This is a genomic window from Stenotrophomonas sp. YJH_SMC_40 (assembly GCF_059368615.1).
The window spans coordinates 79,523-100,262 of record NZ_JCAFRX010000005.1; the positions used below are offsets into that span (position 1 = coordinate 79,523).

Consider the following 20,740-nt stretch of genomic DNA (forward strand, 5'->3'; position numbering starts at 1 on the left):
GCGTCGGTCAGGTCGCAAGCGCTCTGCTATCAGGCGCGTCAGTGACGAGCGGACCCAAGTGCGCGGCACGACTTGACGGGCCTGAATGCCCCAAAGAATGGTCCGCCGCATACCGTCACGCAACACCTCAGCGAGCTCTCCTTCCGGAACGCCTACGGTTGGCCGTGGACCGCCCAGCTCAAAGCAAGCGGTGTATAGGCCCGAAGTAGTTTCCGTTCTCGCCCTTAGGTCACCTACCCGACCGCCGATAAACATCCCTAATCCAAGGCTGACATTGGCCAACTGCTGGCTATTGCCCTTAGCGCCAGGGCCGAAGTTGGAATTCACCCCCTAGCGCAACGGACACCTGCGACCTAGATCTCTCCTAGATCCTTGAGCACTGCCTGGCCTTTCTGCAGGAATGCAGCCAGCAGCCGGCCTCCTGCCACCTTCCGGCCCAACTGCTCGTTTAGGTAGCTGGCTTGTAGGCGCGCATGAGCAACGAGGTCTGTCTGGGCCATACTGGGTGTCACAGCTTGGAGCGGGTCGCCCGGCGACGCCAGCTGCCCCCCCGATCGGCTGGACCACGCACGGGCGCCGACTGTCACTCTTGGCATACGCCATGGCCATCATCCGGTCGTTCTTCGGCGACCATCCACCAAACACCAACTCGGTCCCGAGCTGTTTGATCGGTAAGCCGGCCTCGGCTACCGCATCCTCGTAGTTCGGCCATAGCTGATCCACAACCAACCCCAGCTCAGCGGACAGCTGCTCCATCGTGAAATCTGCACGGAAGCTGGCCTGCAGTGTCAGCTCGTAGATGCGAAGAAAGAACTGGGTGGAACCGCGAGTGGCCAGCACTAGGTTGTGCTGCGGAATTAGCAGCAGCTTCGCCCCTGCGGAATGCGCCCCTGTTCGGGCATCCTCTGCTAGGGTATCTACCGTGACGACCAGGTGGTCACGAGTGAGGAAACATTGAGGATGCTCATAGCGGACTCGCCCAGAGGTCCGCAAACTATCGCCTCCCCGTCCCCGCCTGTCGAGAGCGCCATGACGACCGAAATCAAGGAAATCCTTGATCGCCTCCAAGGCTGCGAGGTAGGACTTGAGATGCATCGCGGCTATCTCAAGGCGATGCAGTACGCGTTGCGGAGTTGCGTACTCACCCACCCTGCCCCCAGCGACCTCTCCGAAACGTGGCGGCAGCTGCTCCCTCAAATTGCGGCCAAACACAAGGGCGACAGCAGCGATCTCTTCGCCGCAGCCTTCCAGCAATCCCTGACTGTTCTCACTGAGCAGATTTGCCCAGAATCCAATCAACTTTAAGCAGCCAGTGCATATGGCTCAACGAACCGCTCTTTACTGCACTCGCTGAGGCTCTATTCTGAACGGTCGATCGGTGGTCGGGTCAAACTGGTCAAGCGACCTCTTCTGGCGGCTCTACCTCTCGCAGCGCGGCTCCGTGCCCATCTCCTCCGGGCGGTACAGCGCATGCATCGGCGCGTGGAGCAGTAGAAACGCGTCCAGCACAAGTTCTCCGTCGCGTTCAATACTGAACTCCTCCGGATCCAGGATGGCGCCGTATAGAACACCAGAGATGCCGGTGTAGAGACTGCGTGCCGCAACGGTGACGTTGGTACGCTGAAGCAGCTGCCCCAGCTCATCCGCTCGTTGCAATACCCGCTCCAACGTATGAAGTTCGACCAACGCTCCTCGCTGCGCAAGCAGACGCACACCATCGAGACTGGCCGACGGGCCTGCATGAAGCAGCACCTCGAACATATCCCGAAGTCGGACGTTCTGCGAGAACTCTCGAAGGGACTTCAAGAGCTCATAGCGAAGTAGCTTCAGAGGCTCATCCGATTTCCTCACCGCGTCCCAGCGCAGCCTGCCGTGCCACGGGGCCAGCTCCAGCTCCGTCAACACGCTCAGGATGTGCTCCTTCGACTTGAAGTGCCAATAGATGGCGCCCCGCGTGTTGCCTGCATGCGACGCAATCATCTCCATCGATGTGCTGGAGAAACCAAACTGCAGAAAGCAACTGCGTGCGGCGTCGAGAATCCGTTTCCGCGTCGCCTCTGCATCCTCTTTCCGTTGTCGTGCCATGTTGGGATCAGCCCTTCCTGTATCGATATACCGGAGCTGCGTTGCAGCTCCGCCCTTGGCCTGCTGGTCAGCGACTGCTGATCCGGTTTGTGGCAGGCGGTCCACCTGATGTGGTTGCCAGCGAGAGGCGGATGTCCGCCTCGCATTTCTGCTGAACGGTAGCGATCAGCCTCAGGCGCTCCTCCAGCGTGCTCCGCCTGATCGCCAGATCTTCGCGCCGATTTATCAGGCCGGATTCGAGCCTCGCGTCAGCGATCCGCATGGCGTGATCGGCGATGCTCGCTGCTACCCTCTGCTGCTCGCGGGACTTCGAGGCACGCGAGACATCTGCAATAGCAGCGTCGACGTCCTCTGCTGCTAGAAGAATCGCCTCTGCATAGGTGGCGCCGGCACGGTCAAGACGTGCCTGTGCGGCATCCTTCTCTGCACGGGCCCGGCCGAAGTCGAGCAGTTGCAGGCCCAGGGAGCCGAGCAGCTGGCTGGCCAGGTTGCTCCCCGCGATCAGGCCGCCACCACTGCCCTCTCTCGCCCAGCCCCCCGTTCCGGACAGGGTCAGCGTGGGCCAGTTTGCGCGTTCGGCAATGAAACGATCTGCCTGGCTGGCTCGCAGCAGTGACTCCGCAGCCATGACTTCCGGGCGGCTGGCGACAACGCTGATCGGAATGCCAATCGGCTCGGGGCTGGCGCACTGCGGCGCCGGACGGTAGCGGGAGGCGATGTCGTCGAGCAGCGGAGGACTGATCCCGGTGAGGGTAGCTAGCCTGGCCATGGCCAATGCGCGGTTGTGGAGGCCCTCCTCCAGGCTGGCCTGGCGATTGGCAATCTCCACCTTCAGGGGCGCTGTTTCAGCAACCGACTGCAGTCCTGCCTGCTCAAGCGCCTCGTCGATGCCGGCAATCTCGTTCAGGACGATCGCCAGTTCTTCTTCGACCCGCTGCTGCTGGTCACCCGCGCGCAGCATCATGTACTGCCGCGCGATTTCGGCCGCCAACCGGGCTCGCGTGCGAATGAACTCCAGGCGTTCCGCTTCCTGGCGGGCAGCGCTACCTGCCAGGGCGGCGCGCTTTCGGCCAAACAGATCGATCTGCCACCGCAGCGTTGCATCCAGATTGATCTGGGTGAAGTAGCGCGGAGATCCCGTGCTGCTCACCAGGGCACTCGACTCCGGCCGCTGCGTGCGCTGCACGCCGCCGTTGGCCGTCAGCTCGGGCCAGCGATTGGCCTGCGCACCGGCTGTGGCGGCACGCGCTTCTTCCAAGCGTGCAGCCGCCTGCGCCAGCGTCGGAGAGCTTCTGGATGCGAGTGACAGCAGCCGCTCCAGCTCCGGATCCTCCCAGTGCACCCACGCGGGCTGGCTGGCCTGTGCGAGCGCTGCAGGAGACCCGATGGCCCCCAACACGGCGGTGATGGTGATGGCCATGAATCGATGGCGGAGGGTCATGTACTTCACGGGGCAGTCTCTCCGTTCACGGGGTGGTTCTTGCGACGGCGCAGCCATCGGTTCTCCAGGTCATCCATCAGGGTGTAGGCCACCGGGACGAACAGCAGGCTGAGCAGCGTGGAGGCCAGCAGACCGCCGACCACCGCGATCGCCATGGGTGCACGGAAGCCGTCGTCGCCGCCGAAGCCAAAGGCTGCCGGCAACATGCCGCCAACCATGGCGACGGTCGTCATCAGGATGGGGCGGATACGTTCACGGCCCGCACTACGCACGGCCTGCTCGCGGTCCTGTCCCTTCTCGCGGTCTTCAACGATGTAGTCCACCAGCAGGATCGAGTTTTTGCCGACGATTGCGAACAGCATCAGCAGGCCAATCACCGTGGAAATGGTCAGCGAATGGCCGGTGAGTAGCAGCGCGAGCGCCGCACCGCCAAGGGAGAGCGGAAGTGCTGTCATGATGGTGATCGGCTGCAGCCAGTCACTGAAGAGCAACACCAGCACGGCGTAGACGGCTACCAGCCCCAGCAGGATGGCCACACCGAACTGCGTGAACATTTCGGTCATGTACTTGGTGTCGCCGTACTCGGTGTAGCGCACTCCGGCGGGCATCTGCGCGTACGTCTTCAGCTGGCGGACCTGCTCGACCGCCTGGCTGAGCGTCAGCCCGTTCAGGTTGGCGGTGAGCTCAACGACCCGCTCGCGGTCAAGGCGGCGCACGCTCGCCGGCGTTTCGGTGGGGACAAGAGTGGCCAACGCACGCAGCGGGATGGTCTTCCCGGACTTGGTCTGCACCGGAAGATCCAGGATCTGTTCTGCACTGATGCGCGTACCACCGGCCACCCGGATGCGGACGGGAACCTGTTCATTGCCAACCGGCACGCGTGGCAGCAACGTATCCAGGCCACCGTAGCTGGCGGTATTGAGCATGGACGCAAGATCCTGCGGAAGGACGCCCAGTCGGGCGGCATCCTGCTGATTGATCTTCAGGTCGTAGCCCGGGCGCGGCAACGGAATGGTGGTGCTGACATCGCGCAGGCCAAGGATCGATTTGGCCTCACGCCCCAGCTGGGTCACGAATGCATCGAGGGCAGCGGTATCCCGGCTGCGGAACGACAGCGACATTTCCTTGTTGCCCTCCCCCAGCAGCAGCTCCGGGCGAATGTCCTTCAGCCCCTCCAACCGCTCGCGGATGGACTGCTCGATCGCCGCGTTCGGCCGCGATCGTTCGCCGCGTGGCTTCAGTACAAGCAGGGCCGTGCCGGTGAAGGCGCTTCCGCCATCGGACAGGAGCACGTGCTTGACCTCCGGGATGTCATCCACCACCCGGCGGATGGCTTCGGCGCGATGCACCGCGCGCTCGTAGGTGATGCCCGGCGAGAGCTGGTAACGCACCTGGTAGGCGTTGGGCTGCGGCGTGGGGATGAAGCCGGACGGAATCATCGACAGCAACCCGACAGTGGCGACCATCACCAGCACGGCTGCCAGCACGCTGGTCTTGCGATGGCGTAGCGTCCAGGTCAGTAATCGATCGTAATGACGGGTAAGCGCGGATTCCGTGGTGCCGGCCTGCGCATGCGGACGCGGCTTCAGCAGCACGGCGCAGAGCAGCGGGGTCAGCAGTCGCGCCACGATCAACGAGGCGATCACCGCGATGCTGGCGGTCAGGCCAAACTCCCTGAAGAACTGGCCGATCATGCCTGGAATCAAGCTGACCGGAAGGAACACGGCCACGATGGTGGCGGTGATCGCGATCACTGCCAGTCCTATCGCGTCGGCGCCAAGCAGTGCGGCCTGGCGCGGGCTATCCCCTTGCTCGATGCGCCGCTCGATGTTCTCGACCTCGACGATCGCGTCATCGACCAGGATGCCGATGACCAGGATCAGGGCCAGTAGGGTGATGACGTTGAGCGAGAAGCCCAGCGCGTACATCGCGGCAAATGTAGGCAGCAGCGAGAACGGGATGGCGAGCGCCGCGACTAGGGTGGCGCGCCAGCTGCGCAGGAACAGCAGCACGACGAGAACGGTCAGTGCGGCACCTTCCAGCAGGGTGCTGCGTGCGCTATGGAAGCTCTCGCGCGTCGTCTGCACACCGTCATTGAACAGCTCGAAGGTGGCCAGGTGCGGGGAACGCTGCATGTCGGCCAGTGTCTTGGCCACGGCATCGGCCATGCTGGTTTCGCTGGCGCCGCGCTTCTTGCGCAGTTCGATGACGGTGACCGGACGGCCGTCCAGCATTGCGTAGCCCTCGCTTGCGTTGCCGGCGTCCAGAATGTGGGCGACCTCGTCCAGGCGGACGCTTCCACCAGCCGGAAGGCTGATCAGCTTTTCGCCCAGCGCAATGGCCGAGGCACTTGCGCTGGTGATGCGGATCGACCGGTCGCCGACCTCGTTGCGGACACTGCCGCCCGGCAGGTTGGCTTCACTGGCAATGAGCTGCCGATGGACCTCGGCCAGGCTGAGGCCGCTGGCCGCCAGCCTTTCGGGCTCCAGCTCGACACGGAACTCGCGACGGGCACCGCCGCGGCGGGTGACTTCCTGGACGCCCGGCACGGCGAGCAGTGCCGGGCGCACCTCCTCGTCGATGTAGCGGCTCAGCGCCACCTGGGACAGGGTGTCCGAACGCACGGCGTAGCTCAGCTGCACGCCGCCGGAGACATCGACGCGCTTGATCACAGGCTCGGAGACATTGCCCGGCAACTGAGGACGGACGCGCGAGACCGACTCGCGCACGTCCTGCGTTGCGCGATCCAGGTTCGCATCAAAGGCAAACTCTGCCGTAATGACGACGGAGCTTTCGCTGATGACCGTGTTGAGATGACTGAGCGAGGCAATATCGCTGAGTCCATCTTCGATACGGCGGGCGACGTTTCCCTCAAGCTCGGCCGGGGTGGCGCCAGGTTGATCGACGCGCACTTCGACGATGGGAAGTTCGACCTTCGGCGATCCGGCCAACGGAAGGCCGGCATAGCCACCGATGCCCATCAGGGTCAGCAGCACGAAGAGCAGGATGACGGGCGTGGGATGCTTGACTGCCCATTCGGAAATGCCGATCTTCACTTGGGCTTCCTCGCGGACGGAGCGGCAACCGGGCTGCGCGGATCGACAGCGGTGATCTGGTCACCTTCGACAAGCAGCGCACCGGAATCGCCGACGACACGATCCCCTTCCTTCAGCCCACGGATAACCTCGTAGTGGTCGCCGTTGGCAACGCCAAGCTCCACGTCCTGGCGGCGCACGACGTTGCGCTCATCGACCTTCCACACCCAGGGAGTCGGGTCAAAGCGCAGCGCATCCACCGGCACGGCTACCGCCTGGCGGCTGGGCAAGGTGATCAGGATCGATGCGGGCGCGCCACTTGCGCCGAGCGCAGAGGCGTCGGCAGTGACACGTACGCGGCCACTGCGGGTCTGGCCATCAACGGCGACTGCAGCACTCTTGACCTGACCTGCGGCCGGCACCTGGCCGTCAACCAGGATACGTGCGGCCATGCCGGGCTTGATCTGGTCCAGCTGGCGGAGGCTGGCGAACGCTTCGAACTCCACGCCACCGTCCTTGGCAAGAACGAAGTACGGTGTTTCGCTGGCGCCGGTCCGGTCGCCCACCTCTACATTTCGCTGAAGCACCAGCGCATCAAAGGGAGCGCGGAAGGCCGCCTGCTGCAGTCGGGTGCTCGCCAACGCTTCCGCAGCGTCGGCGGCATGGGCGGTCGCCTCGGCCGCCTTCAGCTGAAGCGTGTTGCTTTCAATGGTGTTGCGCGAGATGCCTCCAATGTCGGCAACCGCTCGCATCTTTTCCAGCTCGCGGCGCATGCGCTCCACATCCGCCCACGCCCGCTGGCGTTCTGCGGCGGCTTGCTGTTGCTGCAGCTTGGTGGTGGTCACGTCAAGCGCCAGCAGGGGCTGGCCCGCACGCACATGCTGCCCGGCCTCGACCAGAACCTTCTGCACGATCAATCCATCAACCTGCGGCTGGACACGCACCATCTCCCGCGGCACCAGTTGTCCGACGATGCGGACTTCCGGCGTCAGCTCATGACGATGGACGAAGCTGACGCTCGCGGTGAGCGCAGTGGGCTTCTGCGTTTTCTGGGGTGCGTCAGGCGAGCAGGCAGCAAGGCCGATGACGAGCAGGCCCGTCGCCAGTTGGCGCGGCCATTGAGGGGGGCGGGTCGTAAAGCGCATGGGTGGTTGCTCTGATGTAATTGGATGGAGTAGTTCGTCGCACATTTGTGCAAAAAATGAGGGCGCGATCTGGCGCCCTCCCTGTCAGGAAGAACCTGTTGGCTCAATCATGTTTTCAGCACGTGGCTCCTGAGGAAGTCGCGGACGGCTTTGGCTGACTGCTCCACATCCGCGGTCTTTTTCAACGACTGCTCAAGCCACAACCCGTTTGTCACCGTGACAATCAGTGACGCCGTGCCTTCGGGGTCGATCCCGGGTCGGACCCATCCCTCTCTAATGCCCGATTCCAGAGTAAGGGCCAGGTCCTTTCGCGTCTCTACATCCAGGTCCAGGATCTCCCGGTGACGGTCAGGATCGCGAACCAGCTCCATCCATGCATCCAGGCCGAGACCGTTGTCAGACTCCTTCCAGCGCTCCTTCAGTTCCTCGGAGCTCGCCCGGGCCAGCCACTCGAGCCCTTCCCGGCTCACGAGCGCCTTGGCATCGTTTGCGTAGCTGGAGATTTCCCGAGAGACGATGGCATCGATCATCTCGCGCTTGTCCTTGAAGTAACGGAACACTGCACCAGCACTCATCTCGGCCTGGGTGCAGATATCTTCCGTACGCGCCGCATGAAAGCCCTTTTCGCGGAAGACGCTGGCGGCGGCCTCCAGGATCTGAGCGCGGCGCTCTTCGTGGAGTTTGTCGTTACGGATTCGAGCCATTGTTTGCTTCTTTCGGAACAGAATTGAGACGAGGGGCACTGCCATAGCAGCTGGAGTGTCGTTGCCAGTCCACTATGGCCGCAACGCACCTGTTTCGCTATTAGCGGCCCTGTCCTATCCCTACACGAGCCAGCAGAGCGCGGGTTCCACTCTTGATTCGCCCCCAGTACTCTTTTCCGAGCAAGGCGACCGCGATCAGGAACAGCGCTTCACCGAGCACCACGAGGCTGCTGATGATCAGGGCCTTGTAGGGGATGTCGAGCAATGCGACGAAGGGAAAGGAGATCCAATAGGCGGCTACCAGCGCCAGAAGCACCAGGCCGACCTTCTTCTTGAGGGAAGAGCCGGATTGGCGGGTCTGTCGGGTACAGCCGGCTTCAGCAGTGGCGATGCGCATCGTGGCTCCCATTAATTAACGGAGTAGTTCGTCGCATAATACGCGGAATGCCAGCCGGGTCAATCCTCCCGACCGGTTCAGTCAGGATCCGTTCTGCTTCGACTTGCGGCAGGGGCGGTGGTACTCACGGCCGGAGCAGGCGCCAGGCTGGCGAGCCTTTACCGTTCCCTCTAGCACCGCTGGGTTGTGGTCAACCGCAGATGCTCGCGCTACCCCTGACAACGCACCCTAATCACCTTCCTTGCCTAGTGTCAGGGTACAAAGCGCTCCATGGCATGTTGGGCGCGCCGAGCGGGAATGGTTGGGAAGGTGGAAGCAGAGGGGCGAGAAGAGAAATCTGACTTCGCGCAACAGCAGGCGGTCTCTGTTGCGTAATCATTCTGGTCTGTTGCGGGACACACCGGAGTCCTGCGCAACGCTTTGATAGGTCATGTTTGCGCAACACCAATTTTACTTTTACCTACAGATTCGAGCCTAAATAAAGATCATTCTGGGGCGCAACGAGGGTAACAACTACCAAGATTGCGAAATCGCGTATCCGCCGGGTCGGGGCCTTTGTTGGCTCCGCGTGGCAATGGCTGAGGCTCTGGCTTGGCTCTTGCCTCCCTGCTGGCTCCCCCGACAAGTGACTGCCACAACGGAAATGCCCCAGATCCCACATCTGTCCACCCGTATTTCCGCACAAGGACGCCCGCGATTTCCAGACCCCCCCCCTAGGATGCCCTTAATTCCTGGATCCGCACATAAGACGCCCTCGATTTCTGGTTCCACATCCAACTCGCCCTTGAGTTCCCAACACAGCCAGCGCGATGGAACCAAGCCGCACTGTGCCTTACTCTTAAGGAACATTGCCAACGGCAACCTTCGGCAATTGAATTTAGAGTATCCGGGCGGTTCATCCCGCGCGGTCCGTTAATGTCTACAGCTGTGGAGTTGTGAATGGCAGAAGATCAAGGCGGCGAGGATGTAATTAGGGAGATAGGCAAGGCGTTAGCCCTTGCGTCTGAGCTTGATCCACAAATTGTTAGATCGCTTCGCTCCGCGATTGTCCAAGCGATGTCGGATTACGAGGACGACACGAATGCACAGGCTGCAGCCGCGCTTGCGGCGGTTCTCGATTTTAGACCTGTGACGACCCAAGACGCACTCTCGCAAACCTTGGGTGAGATCGGGAAGCTGGTCGAAGGTCTCACCGGACTGGAGGACGTCCATTACACTTTTGAGACGCCAGAAGGTCGCCAAGTTCACTCAATCCGGTCACATCTACCAACTGTATCACCCCAGGGTTTGACGGATGCCGAGCAGGCAGATCTTGAGGCCTATATCGCTCGATATCTGCCGCCGGACGACCCTCGCGAGGAGCACGCGCCAGGAGGACCACGACTGTGACGACCAGTAAGTTAGCAATCCTAAACGCTGTGAAAGCAGCCATTGCGCGTGCGAAGGCGAGCGGGTCTCCCTACGGGCAAGGAAAGGCTTACGAACTTCGGGTGCTGCTTAAGCTTCTGCGAATCATCGATAGTGCGGGCTACAAGCTCACTTGTACCCCCAAGACGGCAGGCGTCCTGACGTTTGGAGGCTCTCCATGCAAAGCAAACCATCCGGAACACGATTACATCAGTGGATCTACGTCTACTGAGAAGCTCGAGATTAGGATTTCAGTGCAGGTCACCACACTAAGCCATAGCTGGAAAGGCACGACGGTGGTCAAAGCGGCTGACCGTCACGAGATTGACGTCGGTGTATATCGTCCGGTTACGACCCGTCGCTATCCCGCATTTACGGAGCTACTTCTTGGGGTCTCGTGCAAGACTGGCGGCTGGAACAAGGCGTACGTCCGCGAGGCGCTAGGTATGCGTAGGGAGCTAGGATTCCTCACATCACCTAGGACGAGCTTGACGAGCTCAGCTCCGTGGTTCATCGCAACGGTTCCCTGCGATCCTCCGGTTCCCTTTGCCTTGTACGCGACCAACGCTGGGTCCGCCGTGTATGCGTCGTTGGCAGCTTTGGGGCTCTACGTCGAGCACTACAAGGGGTAGCGGAAACAGGCTTTGGAGTACGGATCAACTCAGGTGTGTCGAGAACGATGCCCGCTTTGGGTTGAAGGCGGATGCCATCACCGGGCCAGTCGCCAAGCCGCCCAATGTCCGCTTCCGGCCAGAAGCGGACATCCACCCTGCCCTCGATTAACATCCCAAATCCACGGACGACCTTGGTCTGCTTTGGCCTTCTGCCTTAGGGCCAGACCTAAACTTCGATTTCAGCCCCTAACGTATTTGACTCCCGCGACATAGATCTCTCCTAGATCCTTGACCATGGCTTGCCCCTTCTGCAGAAACCCAACCAGCAGTCGACCTCCTGCTACTTTCCGGCCCACTTGCCCATTGAGGTGGCGGACCTGGAGACGCGCATGGGCCAGCAGATCCGCCTGGGCCATGCTAGGGGTCGCGGCCTGGAGCGGTTCGCCCGGCGACGCCATCTGCCCCCCGAATGGACCTGCCACACCTGTTGAAGATCTGACGTAGGAACCACCGTTGGCCTTACTCTAAGGTTGCTGGCGTAGGTGCTCTAGTTGAAAGAGCCCCTATGCTAGAGAACTTTCCCGCCTGGCAATCGGCCGCATTAGAACAGCCGAGACATCGTCTTAGGTATTGACCCATTCACTGACATGAGGACCAAGATGACTAACGAACAAACGACAGTCAACTTCGAGAAGCTCCTGGCGCTACTGACCTCAGTAGACCGTTCGCTGAGCCACCTATCCGCTGTTGCGAGGCTGTCGCATATCTACGGGGAGAGCACCGTCAAGGGTTTGGTCGAGCAGTACGGGAAGCTGAAGTTCGACGATTCCGCTGCATTCAAAGTGCTCACCGAGACCGGCAAGAAGCTAACTGAAGACGGGCTCACGTACGAGCAGCGTGTCGAGAAAATGGGCAAAGAAGAGGCCGGCCGCCTTGGCGCCCCGCAACGCGAGGCCCTTGAAGCTCGGAAGAAGACGTTGGCCGAGTTGGATAAGTTCAAGAAAGAATACCCACTGATCGTCGCCATCGTCGATGGAACCCGCTGCGAGGGATAGGCCGCGCCAGCCCTACTCCACGCAACCTATCAGTCAATTGTCTCGTCACTCGCTTCGCGATGGTTGAAGGCCTGCAGCGAGCGCGCGTTGTTCGGACGCTGCGCAATGCGCGCGGTTGCGGCACTGAAATGGAGCGGCGTCAGCCCGATGTTCCAAAGCACGCCTTCTGTGCACGGAGGCGTCGACTGCGGTCTTGCCTGTCGTGCTGGCATGCGCCAAGTGAAGTTCCATCGCGTGGCGCTTGCCATCAACGTAGTGCTCGCTGGGGGTATGCACATGGAACTGCAGCAGTGTTTAGTGCACGCCATCGATGGTCACCCCGCCCTGCGTGCCGCCGATTGTGGTCGCTTGCAGGGTGTGGCCATTGTTGACCACGTTGAAGTGCTGCGGGGGGTAGTCGACGTGCAGCGCATGTGGGCTGCCGTGGCCGGCGCGCCCAGGAATCAGGTTGATCGGGGACTGCAGCTGACCGGCGCACGCCGGGGCGAGCTCAGCCCCTCAGCACCGGGATTACCACCGCCCCTCCCCTAGCCGGAGCGAGTGCTGCCGCCCGTCACTCCTGGTGCACCTACACCTGTCAGAGTCCCATCTGGCTACGCACCAGCGCGAGGTATTCCGGGTCTTCCATCTGCTTGCGCGCAGCGATGATCTGCGTGGCGTCTTCTCCGGCGATATAGCGCAGCTGGTCGCTGCCGTCGGTGGCCGCTTCCCAGACAGCCTGCGCCACGACAATCGGATCGGAACCACCAGTGGCTGCAGCGAACGCCTTCGTCACGGCCTCGACAAGCGGGTTGTACTCGGTGAGGCTCGGATCGACGTTCATGTCAAATGAGCTGCCGGCGAAGTTGGTGTTGATCACCCCGGGCTCGATCAGCTTGATCTTGACGCCGATCGGACCGAGCTCATGGGACAGCGCCTCGCTCATGCCTTCCACTGCAAATTTCGAGCCGTGGTACAGCGTGCCCAGCGGGAAGGTGATCTTTCCGCCCATCGACGAGATGTTGATGATCGTGCCTCCGCCACGCTTGCGGAAATGCGGCAAGATCGACTGCATGACCAGCATCGGGCCGATGACATTGACGTCGTACTGCTTGCGCATCTTGTGCTCAGGCGTCGCCTCAAGCAGGCCGTAAGAACCGTATCCGGCATTATTGAGAACGACATCGATCTTGCCGAAACGCTCGATCCCGGCCGCGATCGCGTCCTCGATGGTGCGCTTCACCGTGACGTCGAGCTCCGCTACCAGGACATTTTCGAGCGCGTTGAGTTCTTCGTCCTTATCGGGTTTCGAGCGGACCGTCGCAATGACGTTCCACCCGCGCTCCTGAAAGTATTTGGCAGTTGTGCGGCCGATGCCGCTGCTGCAGCCGGTGATGAGAATGGTCTGGGTTGTCATTGTTTTCGTCCTCGAGCACTTGGCTCAGAAATCCTTCTTTCGGAAGCTGTCCCGAATGGCGTCGCCCATCAGGCAGGTGAGGTTCATCCAAGTCGGCTCGACGGCAAACGTCGACATGTTCCCGGCCATGTTGTCGAAGGCCTGCTTGTTGGTGTTCATCATGTGGCCTGGCGACATGAACTTCGCTTCGATGATCGACTTCTCTACGTTTTCGAAGTTGAGGAGGTTGCCGAAGTTGCCTTGACCGGAAACGAACGTCTTGCCGGCCTCATTGCCACCCCAGGTGAGATACGGACTGAGAAAGATGAAGGGCGGCATGGTGTTGATGGCGATGCCGCCGTACTCCATATCGGTTACTGCCTGTTCGAGCAGCGCCTGATGGGTCTTCTTGGTGTCTTCGTCGATCAGGATGGCCGCGCCGAGAGTGCCGAGCAGCTGCGTGTTGCAGAACTCGACTGCGCCGGGAAGGAATTGCACCGCGTTGGGCGGCAGGTCAAGCGGTACCTCATTGATGACGAGGCTGAACGCTTCGTTCGCGCAGGCGTATCCACCGGGTTCAACCCCTGTGATCAGCATGATGTCGGTATGCGGATACCGGCCTCCCTCGGGCTTGAGCACTTCCGCATCCGGGTAGGCCTGGCGGAAGCCTTCGAGCGCCTTGTCGGAACCCGGGTAATAGATGCCGGTTGCGGGGGTGGTGTCACGCAGCGCGATCCGCAGCGCATCGAGGAATTCCACGCGTTGCGGCCAATGCTTGCTGGTCACCAGGGTTTGGATGCGACCACACACCGCACCGCCGTTTAGCTTCGACATGGTGGCGATCTGCACCGCCTGGTGCTCGATCTCCTTCCTCGTCCACGGACGATCGCCCGGCACGATGATCGCAGGATTGTTACCACCGCATTCGGCAACCAGCGGCGTATCGGTGGCGGACATGATGGCTTCGGCCGTACCGGTCCCGCCAGTGAAGTAGATCTTGGTCAGGCGCGGATCGACAGTCAGGGCGCGCCCCTGGTCGGAATCGCAGAAGCTCAGCACGCGATGGACGATCAGCGGCTGCATGATCTTTTCCCAGACCTTGTCGGTTTCTGCGTTCAGGCTGTGCGGCTTGTGCACGACCGCGCAGTTCTCGAGGAAGATCGCCTTGAGCATCTCGAGCGAAGAGCTGTAGTTTCCGGCCCCAAGCACGGCGATGATGCCGGCGGGCTTGTCCATCGGATTGACCTGCTTCGGTTCGCCTCTCACGCGAATGCGATCCTTCCGGTCCGCGTACATCAATTTGTCCTTGCGCTGCTGCGGGAAGACATAGATGTCGTACAGGCTGTCGCCGACCTTTTCGACGCTGAGCGGCGCGAGCATGCTGCCGTCCACGATCGACTCATAAAGGTCGATGGCAGCCGAGATGGTACTCGCCATCGGTACGACGGTTCCTACCTTGGATACAGGGTCGGAATAGAGCGGCGCGCCGAGGATGCCGTTCTTCATCTTACTGTCGGCGACCGCAAGGTCGTCGCCGTATTTCTTCAGGTTGGCTCGGACCTCCTCCAGCAGGCGCAAACGCTCGGCTGGAGCTGTCTCGCCCCACTTCCTTGGGTCGAGTTGATCGATGGCTTCGGTTGCGTTCATTGGCTTTCTCCGTTGTCGGACTTGCCGGTCCGGGAGGACCGTGGTGACACTGTAGGAAGCGCGCCATGACAGCGCTCTAGCAATTGGCGCCATTTCCAAGGCAATCGGCGCCATTTGGGTTCCGCCGTCGCCGCACCGGCGCGTGCTCGCAACTCCGGCCTTCTGCCGCGGGGTGTGCCAACAACCACCGTCGCATCCAGCTCTTACTGCCGTCGCGGGGAGTGCGCCCGCGCGCCCCGCGCCAGACGCACTGCTGTTCCGCCAACGGAAAGGTCCGCGTCCAGGTCGATGGTGCGATCTGTCCTCCGCCCAGCCAAGTGGCGCCGGCAAGCAGGACCCTTCGTGGCTGGGTGCGTGGCCTCGTCAGTTCGGGAGGGCCTTGCTGCGCATGCTGTCCGGCGTCCGCCCGGTCCAGCCGTGGAACGCACGATAAAAGGAATTGGGATCGTCAAAGCCCAGCAGGAAGCTGATCTCGCTGATCGATAGCTTCGTTTGCGTCAGATAGTGCTTCGCCAGATCTTCGCGCGTTCGATTGACAATGCTGCGGAAGCTATCTCCTTCGTCATCCAGCCGGCGCTGCAACGTGCGCGTGCTCATCGCCAAGCGACTGGCCACCGCCTCGACGCTCGACTGACCACCAGGCAGCAACTCGAGAAGAACGGATCGCACGCGCTGTGCGGTCGTCGCGGTCGCGTCGAGCTCGCCCAGGCGCCTGCGAAGATCCGGTTCGAACATTTCCCAGATGGTATCGTTCGCAGTGAGGAAGGGGCGATCTGCGTCGCTCGGCGACAGTGTGATGCACGCCGTTGCATCACGTCGTATGGCGACGCCGAAATACTCCGCATAGGCGTTCGCATGCGCCGGGTCGGGCAACGTGGGCAGCGTCACCTTCATCGCCTGGATGTGCTCACGAGTCCCCAAGCGAATCAGGCGCATCAGGAACGCAACCTCGGTTGCGACGAGGATGAAGGGCACTCCGCTTTCCGCACCGATCCAGTGTGGCATCACCAGCAGTTCGCCCTGGGCGCCGGTCGACGTCTCCATGCGCATCGGCGCCATCAATCGCTTGTAGGTCGCCAGCCGTTGCACGGCCTGCGTCATGTTGGCGCTGCACAGCGCCGCAAACAGCGGCGGCACGAAGGAGTCCGCTTGGATCATCCCTGCGATGCGGAGCGGTAATTGCGGATCGGCGGCTTCCGCTTCGAGGCCTTGCCAGAGGCGGAAGTGCTCCGTGGTCGTCAGTACGCCGGTGGGTCGCGACAGCAGATCCTCGGGCAAGCCCGCCCGACGCAGCACGTGGTCGATGCGGATACCCATGTCCTTCAGGAGCGGGCGCAAGCCTTGCTCGATGGGAAAGGTCGTTTTGCTGGCCATTGGTGGCCTCGTCTTAGAGATGGCACCAGTCTGGATCCAGAAAGGCGCCTAGTGACTAGCAGTTTGCGCCAAATATGCGCCAATTGCGCCAACTGAGACCGTGCCGAAGGTCAGCCTTTGTTCGAAAGTGGGCGTTGGGGCGGGTCCCGGCTGGCCCACCACTGGCAGTGTCCGCTGTCGGGAAGAGGCGGACCTGCCCTGCCCCTGATACACATCACTTATCGCGAGTCGCGCGGCGCGCGCGCTCAGCAGAATTTGATTCAATTAACGTGACGCGTCACGCCCAATCGCCCACCCATTGGCGCCCCACCCCTCCCCCACTATAGTTCCATCCCTCACAAGGACGAGGCGGCGCACATGCCCTATATCGGAATCGGACTCCACGTACTGGCGGCCATCTACTTCGCGGTGCACGCCATCCGCTCGGGCCAGAGCCTCTACTGGCTCATCCTGCTCTTCTCGTTCCCATTGCTCGGCAGCGTCGTTTACTTCCTGGCGATCTACTTTCCCGAAGCGCGCCATTCGCGCGGCGCCCGGCAGGTCGTCCGTTCCGCCAAGCAGTTCATGGACCCGGGTCAGGACCTGCGCAACGCCCGTGCTGAACTGGCGCGTACGCCCACCGTGCAGAACCGGGTTCGCCTGGGCATGACGCTGCTGGATGGCGGCCAGGCCGAAGAAGCCAGAACCCTGCTTGAGCAGGCAGCCAGCTCGCCGTTGGGCGACGATCCCTACATCCTGACCGGCCTTGCCCGTGCCCGCCTCGAGTCCGGGCACGCTGCGCTTGCGGTGGAGACGCTGGACGGCCTGTTCGCTCGCCACCCCGACGTGCGCCGCAAGCCCGAACAGACGCTGCTTTACGCGCAGGCACTGGCGGCTGCCCAAGCGCCCGGCGCCCGCGCCGCATTCGAGCGCGCCGTGGAATGCGGGAACGATGCGGCCGCTCGCTGCCTCTACGCCGAATGGCTGATGGCGCAGCCGCAACCCGACGATCGCGAGCAAGCCCGCAGCCTGTTCGCCAGCATCATCGACGATGCCCAGCACTGGTCGCGCCACGCGCGCAGCCACAATGCCGCATGGTTGGAGCGGACCAAGGTCGCGTTGAAGGGCTACTGACGCCTGGCAGCCTTTGGCAATCCTGTCGCATCCGCCTCGCTCACGGCCTCGCCGGGCGGATGCCGACAGCGCGCAGGACTGCACCATCGACATCGCCGATAGCCTTGCGGCGCAAGGCTCCAGCTTCATTGCGCCGCATGCAACGATTCTGAAAACGTTGAAAGTGGTGTCGGCATCAGCCCTACTGCGTTGGCATCGCGCACAGCCAGGCGTATTCCTGTTCATGCCACCGAAAACGGGTGGCCGAGGCCTCGAAATCCTCGGTTGTGCAAGAGAAGTATGCGCTTGCCAGCCGGCACCACGCTCCGTGGTGCCGGCTGGCAATCCGTCGGCCGGCTATGGCGGGCGGTGCGTGGGGGCCTTGTGCCCGCCGGGAAGATTGCACACCGGATTTCGAGCCCCGCACCGTCCGCCACCTTTATCGGTGGCGGCTTCTGCATGCACGCAAGGAGCCCAGCCATGACCAAGCCCCACTCCCCTGCCCCGCACCCGATCAATGACGCGCCCGCAAACGGCCCCGACCTGGATCCGAACACCCTCATCGCCCTGCTGCACAGCATCGGCTCCGGCGCCGCTTCCGATGGTCAGCCGTGGCCGGAACGCCATCAGATGCCCGGTCGACGCATCGCCCTGGCGGATACCGACTGCTCGCTGGCTGGCCTTCGCGTGGTGCTGGAGATTCTGCTAGCCGCGGAGCGCGCCCGCGAGAATGGCGAGCTGGAGCAATACGTTGGCCCGCGGGTGATGGAGGGTCTGATCATGGCCGGACTCGGCCTCACCGCACACGCAAGTACGCGGCTGCATCCGGAGGGCTGAGTGGCGTGGCACCGCTGGGCGGCCGTGGCGCTGTGCATCGCCTCATTGGTTGCGGCACAGCGTCAGTTGTCGGCGCGCCTCATGCCCTCGCCTCTCGCGTTCAAGAGCACCTCCGGTGAGCGCTATTCGCAGCTGCGTCGCCAGGCGATCCAGTTCGTCGAGGCACGGCCGAGGCAGGGCTTCCAGTTCGTCGAACGGCATGAAGACGGCGCTTTCCAGATTCTCTGCAGAGGCGCTCCGGTGCTGTGGCTGGAGAGGCGCTCTCAGCATTTGCTGATGCAGGCAACACGGGATGTGGAACAGCGAGCGCCCGACGTTCTGCAGCTACGGGCGCTGCTGCAACGGCAGCTGCAGCCATTGGACTACCTGGAACAAGTGCTTGCTGGTGTGCCGGAGCCCGTTTTGATGGATCGGATGCTAGGGGTTCTCGCTGGTGGAGTACCTGATGGGGCGCGATGTGTGACGGAATAGCCGAGCATGGCTCGGCTCTACAAGGGCGCAACCACGTCCGGTTCGGGTTCTTGTATGGAGCCCTCAAGCAGGGCGACATAAGTGTCCAGGCGGGTGCGCAGGCCGATCAGCATCCAGCCCACGGCGTACAACAGCACCATACCGAAGATCAGCAGTGCACTAAGTAGGCTGATGTCAAATGCACTTGCCCAGTCGCCCCATTTCCATCCACGGAACTGCAGGTAGAACGCGATCAGCAGCGGGAATGGACCAAGCCTCTGCAGACCGCCATACATCATGCCCATGCGTTCGATCATGTTGGTGCGCAAGGTGCTGACGAACTTGAGTCGCCGCTCGCGCTCGACCCTGGGGAAGCAGCGGAGGTCAGTAATCACGACTTGCCAATGAGCGAACTCAGTGTCCATTTCCTGGGCGTGCGAGAGCCGCGGTTGGCTGAACTGGCGGATACCCCTGCGGGCCGCAAGAATGCCGGCCACAACGAAGCTACTGAGCTCCACCACGAGGCATGCCGTGACGAACAGAGAAGTAACAGTGAGCGGAACCCATCGATCCGGCAGCTGACTACTGAGCACGCCGACGACGGCGGCCACTATTCCGGCGCGGAACGACCACGTCTCTATCCTGCCGGCCTTCGGATAGATACTGTGCTCAACCAGCCCCTGCACCCGCTGGTAGAGCCAGTGGAATGTCAGTTCCTGCGAATCGATCTTTGCCGGAGGATCGAATCCGCCTCCTGCCTGCATGTCCATTGCGCCCCCTTGCCCGCCGGCGCGAATGCCGGCGGACTCATCGTACCCGAGCGCGCTTCGGAGAGCGCCTCAGCGGGAATCACATACCCAGCTCAGACAACCCCGGATGATCATCCGGGCGACGCCCCAGCGGCCAATGGAACTTGCGGTCGCTTTCCTTGATCGGCAGGTCGTTGATGCACGAGAAGCGGCGCTGCATCAGGCCATCCTCTCCGAATTCCCAGTTCTCGTTGCCATAGGAACGGAACCAGTTGCCGGAGTCGTCGTGCCATTCGTAGGCATACCTGACAGCAATGCGGTTTTCGGTAAAGGCCCAGAGCTCCTTGATCAGGCGGTACTCGAGCTCCTTGTTCCATTTGCGTGCCAGGAACTGCCGGGCTTCCTCCCGGCCGTTGGTGAACTCGGCGCGGTTACGCCACTGGGTGTCGAGCGAATAGGCAAGCGACACCTTGTCGGCATCGCGGGAATTCCAGCCATCCTCGGCAAGGCGCACCTTCTGCGTGGCCGATTCGAGGGTGAACGGAGGAAGCGGCGGACGGGGGTGTTCTGCGGACACGGGAAGACCTCCAATCGAGATGGATAAATGAAGTGCGTCAAGGGATCTTGCGTACCCGGGCGCTAGCGCCTGGCCTGTTCCAACAACAGCTTCGCGACATCCTTCGCGGTGTCTGCGGCGCCGTAATCACCCATCACGCGCGACAGGGTGATGGCGCCTTCCATCAGGACCAGCAGCTGGCGAGCCAATGCCGCCGGCTGCTCCACATCCAGTTGTCCGGTGAGTTCCAATGTGTAATCGAGCAACTTCTGCTTGTGATCACGCGCGATCTGCCGGATCGGATCGGCCGGGTCGCCGACCTCGCCCGCGGTATTGATGAACGCACAACCGCGATAGCCCTCGGACTGGAACCAGTTCCTGAGCACGGTGAACATGCCGAGGATGCGCGCTTCCGGAGTGTCCGCCTTGTCGCACTCATGCCGGAACCAGGCCAGCCAACGCACATCGCGCGCCCTGAGTGCAGCAGCGGCCACCTCGTCCTTGTTCTGGAAATGGCGGTAGATGCTCTTCCGCGCCACGCCCGAGGTCTTCACCAGCAGGTCCATGCCGGTGGCTTGGATCCCGTTCTGGTAGATCAGTGCCTCGGCCGTGGCCAGGATCTTCTGTTGGGTGTCGGTGGTGGCCTTGCTCATGGCCACAAGGTAGAACGATCATTCTCCCTCGTCAACAGGCGGTGGCGGGCGATTCGTGCGAGCACATCGGTCCAAGACGATCTATCAAGAAATCCGGACAGTGCATCACCCGGACGCCTGATTG

The 20,740-nt window shown here is 62.1% G+C and carries 19 protein-coding genes and 1 pseudogene; 6 read left to right on the forward strand and 14 right to left on the reverse strand.

Annotation, left to right across the window (positions count from 1 at the left end):
- Window positions 1-1,029 precede the first annotated feature (1,029 nt).
- Window positions 1,030-1,305 carry a hypothetical protein gene (locus AC5P6X_RS10920; protein WP_329755708.1) on the forward strand — a complete coding sequence of 92 codons (276 nt, stop codon included), beginning with the start codon at window positions 1,030-1,032 and terminating at the stop codon, window positions 1,303-1,305.
- Window positions 1,306-1,419: 114 nt separating this feature from the next.
- Here the strand turns inward: AC5P6X_RS10920 and AC5P6X_RS10925 are convergent, their stop codons facing one another.
- The 6 genes from AC5P6X_RS10925 to AC5P6X_RS10950 all read right to left on the reverse strand — a co-directional run bounded on the left by AC5P6X_RS10925 (window position 1,420) and on the right by AC5P6X_RS10950 (window position 8,807).
- The gene (locus AC5P6X_RS10925) at window positions 1,420-2,190 is read right to left on the reverse strand and encodes a TetR family transcriptional regulator (RefSeq protein ID WP_329755709.1); all 771 of its coding nucleotides are present in this window, start codon (window positions 2,188-2,190) and stop codon (window positions 1,420-1,422) included.
- The gene (locus AC5P6X_RS10930) at window positions 2,153-3,526 is read right to left on the reverse strand and encodes a TolC family protein (protein WP_329755797.1); all 1,374 of its coding nucleotides are present in this window, start codon (window positions 3,524-3,526) and stop codon (window positions 2,153-2,155) included. Before AC5P6X_RS10930 ends, AC5P6X_RS10925 begins: the two co-directional genes overlap by 38 nt.
- A 5-nt stretch (window positions 3,527-3,531) precedes the next feature.
- Window positions 3,532-6,582: an efflux RND transporter permease subunit gene (locus AC5P6X_RS10935; protein ID WP_495215442.1), complete on the reverse strand. Its 3,051-nt coding sequence runs from the start codon at window positions 6,580-6,582 to the stop codon at window positions 3,532-3,534.
- Window positions 6,579-7,706, reverse strand: coding sequence for an efflux RND transporter periplasmic adaptor subunit (locus AC5P6X_RS10940; RefSeq protein WP_149501048.1), 1,128 nt, complete (start codon window positions 7,704-7,706; stop codon window positions 6,579-6,581). Before AC5P6X_RS10940 ends, AC5P6X_RS10935 begins: the two co-directional genes overlap by 4 nt.
- A 107-nt stretch (window positions 7,707-7,813) precedes the next feature.
- The gene (locus AC5P6X_RS10945; protein WP_057501805.1) at window positions 7,814-8,410 is read right to left on the reverse strand and encodes a TetR/AcrR family transcriptional regulator; all 597 of its coding nucleotides are present in this window, start codon (window positions 8,408-8,410) and stop codon (window positions 7,814-7,816) included.
- A gap of 100 nt (window positions 8,411-8,510) precedes the next feature.
- Window positions 8,511-8,807: a transporter suffix domain-containing protein gene (locus AC5P6X_RS10950; RefSeq protein WP_495215444.1), complete on the reverse strand. Its 297-nt coding sequence runs from the start codon at window positions 8,805-8,807 to the stop codon at window positions 8,511-8,513.
- A gap of 939 nt (window positions 8,808-9,746) precedes the next feature.
- On the opposite strand from AC5P6X_RS10950, the gene AC5P6X_RS10955 reads away from it, so the two are divergent.
- Window positions 9,747-10,196, forward strand: coding sequence for a hypothetical protein (locus AC5P6X_RS10955; RefSeq protein ID WP_262091363.1), 450 nt, complete (start codon window positions 9,747-9,749; stop codon window positions 10,194-10,196).
- Window positions 10,197-11,487: 1,291 nt separating this feature from the next.
- Entirely contained in the window at window positions 11,488-11,883 is a 396-nt protein-coding gene (locus tag AC5P6X_RS10960) for a hypothetical protein (RefSeq protein ID WP_262091362.1), read from the forward strand.
- A gap of 29 nt (window positions 11,884-11,912) precedes the next feature.
- Here the strand turns inward: AC5P6X_RS10960 and AC5P6X_RS10965 are convergent, their stop codons facing one another.
- The 5 genes and pseudogenes from AC5P6X_RS10965 to AC5P6X_RS10985 all read right to left on the reverse strand — a co-directional run bounded on the left by AC5P6X_RS10965 (window position 11,913) and on the right by AC5P6X_RS10985 (window position 16,279).
- Window positions 11,913-12,044, reverse strand: coding sequence for a hypothetical protein (locus AC5P6X_RS10965; protein WP_329755712.1), 132 nt, complete (start codon window positions 12,042-12,044; stop codon window positions 11,913-11,915).
- Between the two features lie 133 nt (window positions 12,045-12,177).
- Window positions 12,178-12,357: pseudogene (locus AC5P6X_RS10970) on the reverse strand (hypothetical protein); the annotation flags it as partial.
- 103 nt (window positions 12,358-12,460) lie between these two features.
- Window positions 12,461-13,279, reverse strand: a complete 819-nt coding sequence (locus AC5P6X_RS10975) for an SDR family oxidoreductase (RefSeq protein WP_123958559.1) — start codon at window positions 13,277-13,279, stop codon at window positions 12,461-12,463.
- 24 nt (window positions 13,280-13,303) lie between these two features.
- Window positions 13,304-14,905 (reverse strand): aldehyde dehydrogenase family protein, encoded by a 1,602-nt coding sequence (locus tag AC5P6X_RS10980; protein WP_049450658.1) that lies wholly within the window; start codon window positions 14,903-14,905, stop codon window positions 13,304-13,306.
- A gap of 363 nt (window positions 14,906-15,268) precedes the next feature.
- Complete coding sequence (locus AC5P6X_RS10985; RefSeq protein ID WP_049450660.1) at window positions 15,269-16,279, reverse strand: AraC family transcriptional regulator; 1,011 nt, start codon at window positions 16,277-16,279, stop codon at window positions 15,269-15,271.
- A gap of 357 nt (window positions 16,280-16,636) precedes the next feature.
- Between AC5P6X_RS10985 and AC5P6X_RS10990 the strand changes: the two genes are divergently transcribed.
- The 3 genes from AC5P6X_RS10990 to AC5P6X_RS11000 all read left to right on the forward strand — a co-directional run bounded on the left by AC5P6X_RS10990 (window position 16,637) and on the right by AC5P6X_RS11000 (window position 18,679).
- Entirely contained in the window at window positions 16,637-17,392 is a 756-nt protein-coding gene (locus AC5P6X_RS10990; protein ID WP_262091361.1) for a tetratricopeptide repeat protein, read from the forward strand.
- Window positions 17,393-17,851: 459 nt separating this feature from the next.
- The gene (locus AC5P6X_RS10995) at window positions 17,852-18,208 is read left to right on the forward strand and encodes a hypothetical protein (RefSeq protein WP_049450664.1); all 357 of its coding nucleotides are present in this window, start codon (window positions 17,852-17,854) and stop codon (window positions 18,206-18,208) included.
- Window positions 18,209-18,679 carry a hypothetical protein gene (locus AC5P6X_RS11000; RefSeq protein ID WP_329755714.1) on the forward strand — a complete coding sequence of 157 codons (471 nt, stop codon included), beginning with the start codon at window positions 18,209-18,211 and terminating at the stop codon, window positions 18,677-18,679.
- A 17-nt stretch (window positions 18,680-18,696) separates the two neighbouring features.
- Here AC5P6X_RS11000 and AC5P6X_RS11005 read toward each other — a convergent pair whose 3' ends face one another.
- The 3 genes from AC5P6X_RS11005 to AC5P6X_RS11015 all read right to left on the reverse strand — a co-directional run bounded on the left by AC5P6X_RS11005 (window position 18,697) and on the right by AC5P6X_RS11015 (window position 20,616).
- Window positions 18,697-19,428 (reverse strand): hypothetical protein, encoded by a 732-nt coding sequence (locus tag AC5P6X_RS11005; protein WP_049450668.1) that lies wholly within the window; start codon window positions 19,426-19,428, stop codon window positions 18,697-18,699.
- A gap of 79 nt (window positions 19,429-19,507) precedes the next feature.
- Window positions 19,508-19,984 (reverse strand): nuclear transport factor 2 family protein, encoded by a 477-nt coding sequence (locus AC5P6X_RS11010; RefSeq protein WP_049450670.1) that lies wholly within the window; start codon window positions 19,982-19,984, stop codon window positions 19,508-19,510.
- A 62-nt stretch (window positions 19,985-20,046) separates the two neighbouring features.
- Entirely contained in the window at window positions 20,047-20,616 is a 570-nt protein-coding gene (locus tag AC5P6X_RS11015; RefSeq protein ID WP_108269856.1) for a TetR/AcrR family transcriptional regulator, read from the reverse strand.
- Between the last annotated feature and the right edge of the window lie 124 nt (window positions 20,617-20,740).

What these genes read in the sequence shown, in the direction of transcription:
- AC5P6X_RS10995 (WP_049450664.1), top strand. Translation starts at nt 17,852, where the DNA reads ATGACCAAGCCCCACTCCCCTGCCCCGCACCCGATCAATGACGCGCCC.
- AC5P6X_RS11015 (WP_108269856.1), bottom strand. Translation starts at nt 20,616, where the DNA reads ATGAGCAAGGCCACCACCGACACCCAACAGAAGATCCTGGCCACGGCC.
- AC5P6X_RS11005 (WP_049450668.1), bottom strand. Translation starts at nt 19,428, where the DNA reads ATGGACATGCAGGCAGGAGGCGGATTCGATCCTCCGGCAAAGATCGAT.
- AC5P6X_RS10975 (WP_123958559.1), bottom strand. Translation starts at nt 13,279, where the DNA reads ATGACAACCCAGACCATTCTCATCACCGGCTGCAGCAGCGGCATCGGC.
- AC5P6X_RS10945 (WP_057501805.1), bottom strand. Translation starts at nt 8,410, where the DNA reads ATGGCTCGAATCCGTAACGACAAACTCCACGAAGAGCGCCGCGCTCAG.
- AC5P6X_RS10960 (WP_262091362.1), top strand. Translation starts at nt 11,488, where the DNA reads ATGACTAACGAACAAACGACAGTCAACTTCGAGAAGCTCCTGGCGCTA.
- AC5P6X_RS10980 (WP_049450658.1), bottom strand. Translation starts at nt 14,905, where the DNA reads ATGAACGCAACCGAAGCCATCGATCAACTCGACCCAAGGAAGTGGGGC.
- AC5P6X_RS10940 (WP_149501048.1), bottom strand. Translation starts at nt 7,706, where the DNA reads ATGCGCTTTACGACCCGCCCCCCTCAATGGCCGCGCCAACTGGCGACG.
- AC5P6X_RS10990 (WP_262091361.1), top strand. Translation starts at nt 16,637, where the DNA reads ATGCCCTATATCGGAATCGGACTCCACGTACTGGCGGCCATCTACTTC.
- AC5P6X_RS10930 (WP_329755797.1), bottom strand. Translation starts at nt 3,526, where the DNA reads ATGACCCTCCGCCATCGATTCATGGCCATCACCATCACCGCCGTGTTG.
- AC5P6X_RS10985 (WP_049450660.1), bottom strand. Translation starts at nt 16,279, where the DNA reads ATGGCCAGCAAAACGACCTTTCCCATCGAGCAAGGCTTGCGCCCGCTC.
- AC5P6X_RS10920 (WP_329755708.1), top strand. Translation starts at nt 1,030, where the DNA reads ATGACGACCGAAATCAAGGAAATCCTTGATCGCCTCCAAGGCTGCGAG.
- AC5P6X_RS10955 (WP_262091363.1), top strand. Translation starts at nt 9,747, where the DNA reads ATGGCAGAAGATCAAGGCGGCGAGGATGTAATTAGGGAGATAGGCAAG.
- AC5P6X_RS10950 (WP_495215444.1), bottom strand. Translation starts at nt 8,807, where the DNA reads ATGCGCATCGCCACTGCTGAAGCCGGCTGTACCCGACAGACCCGCCAA.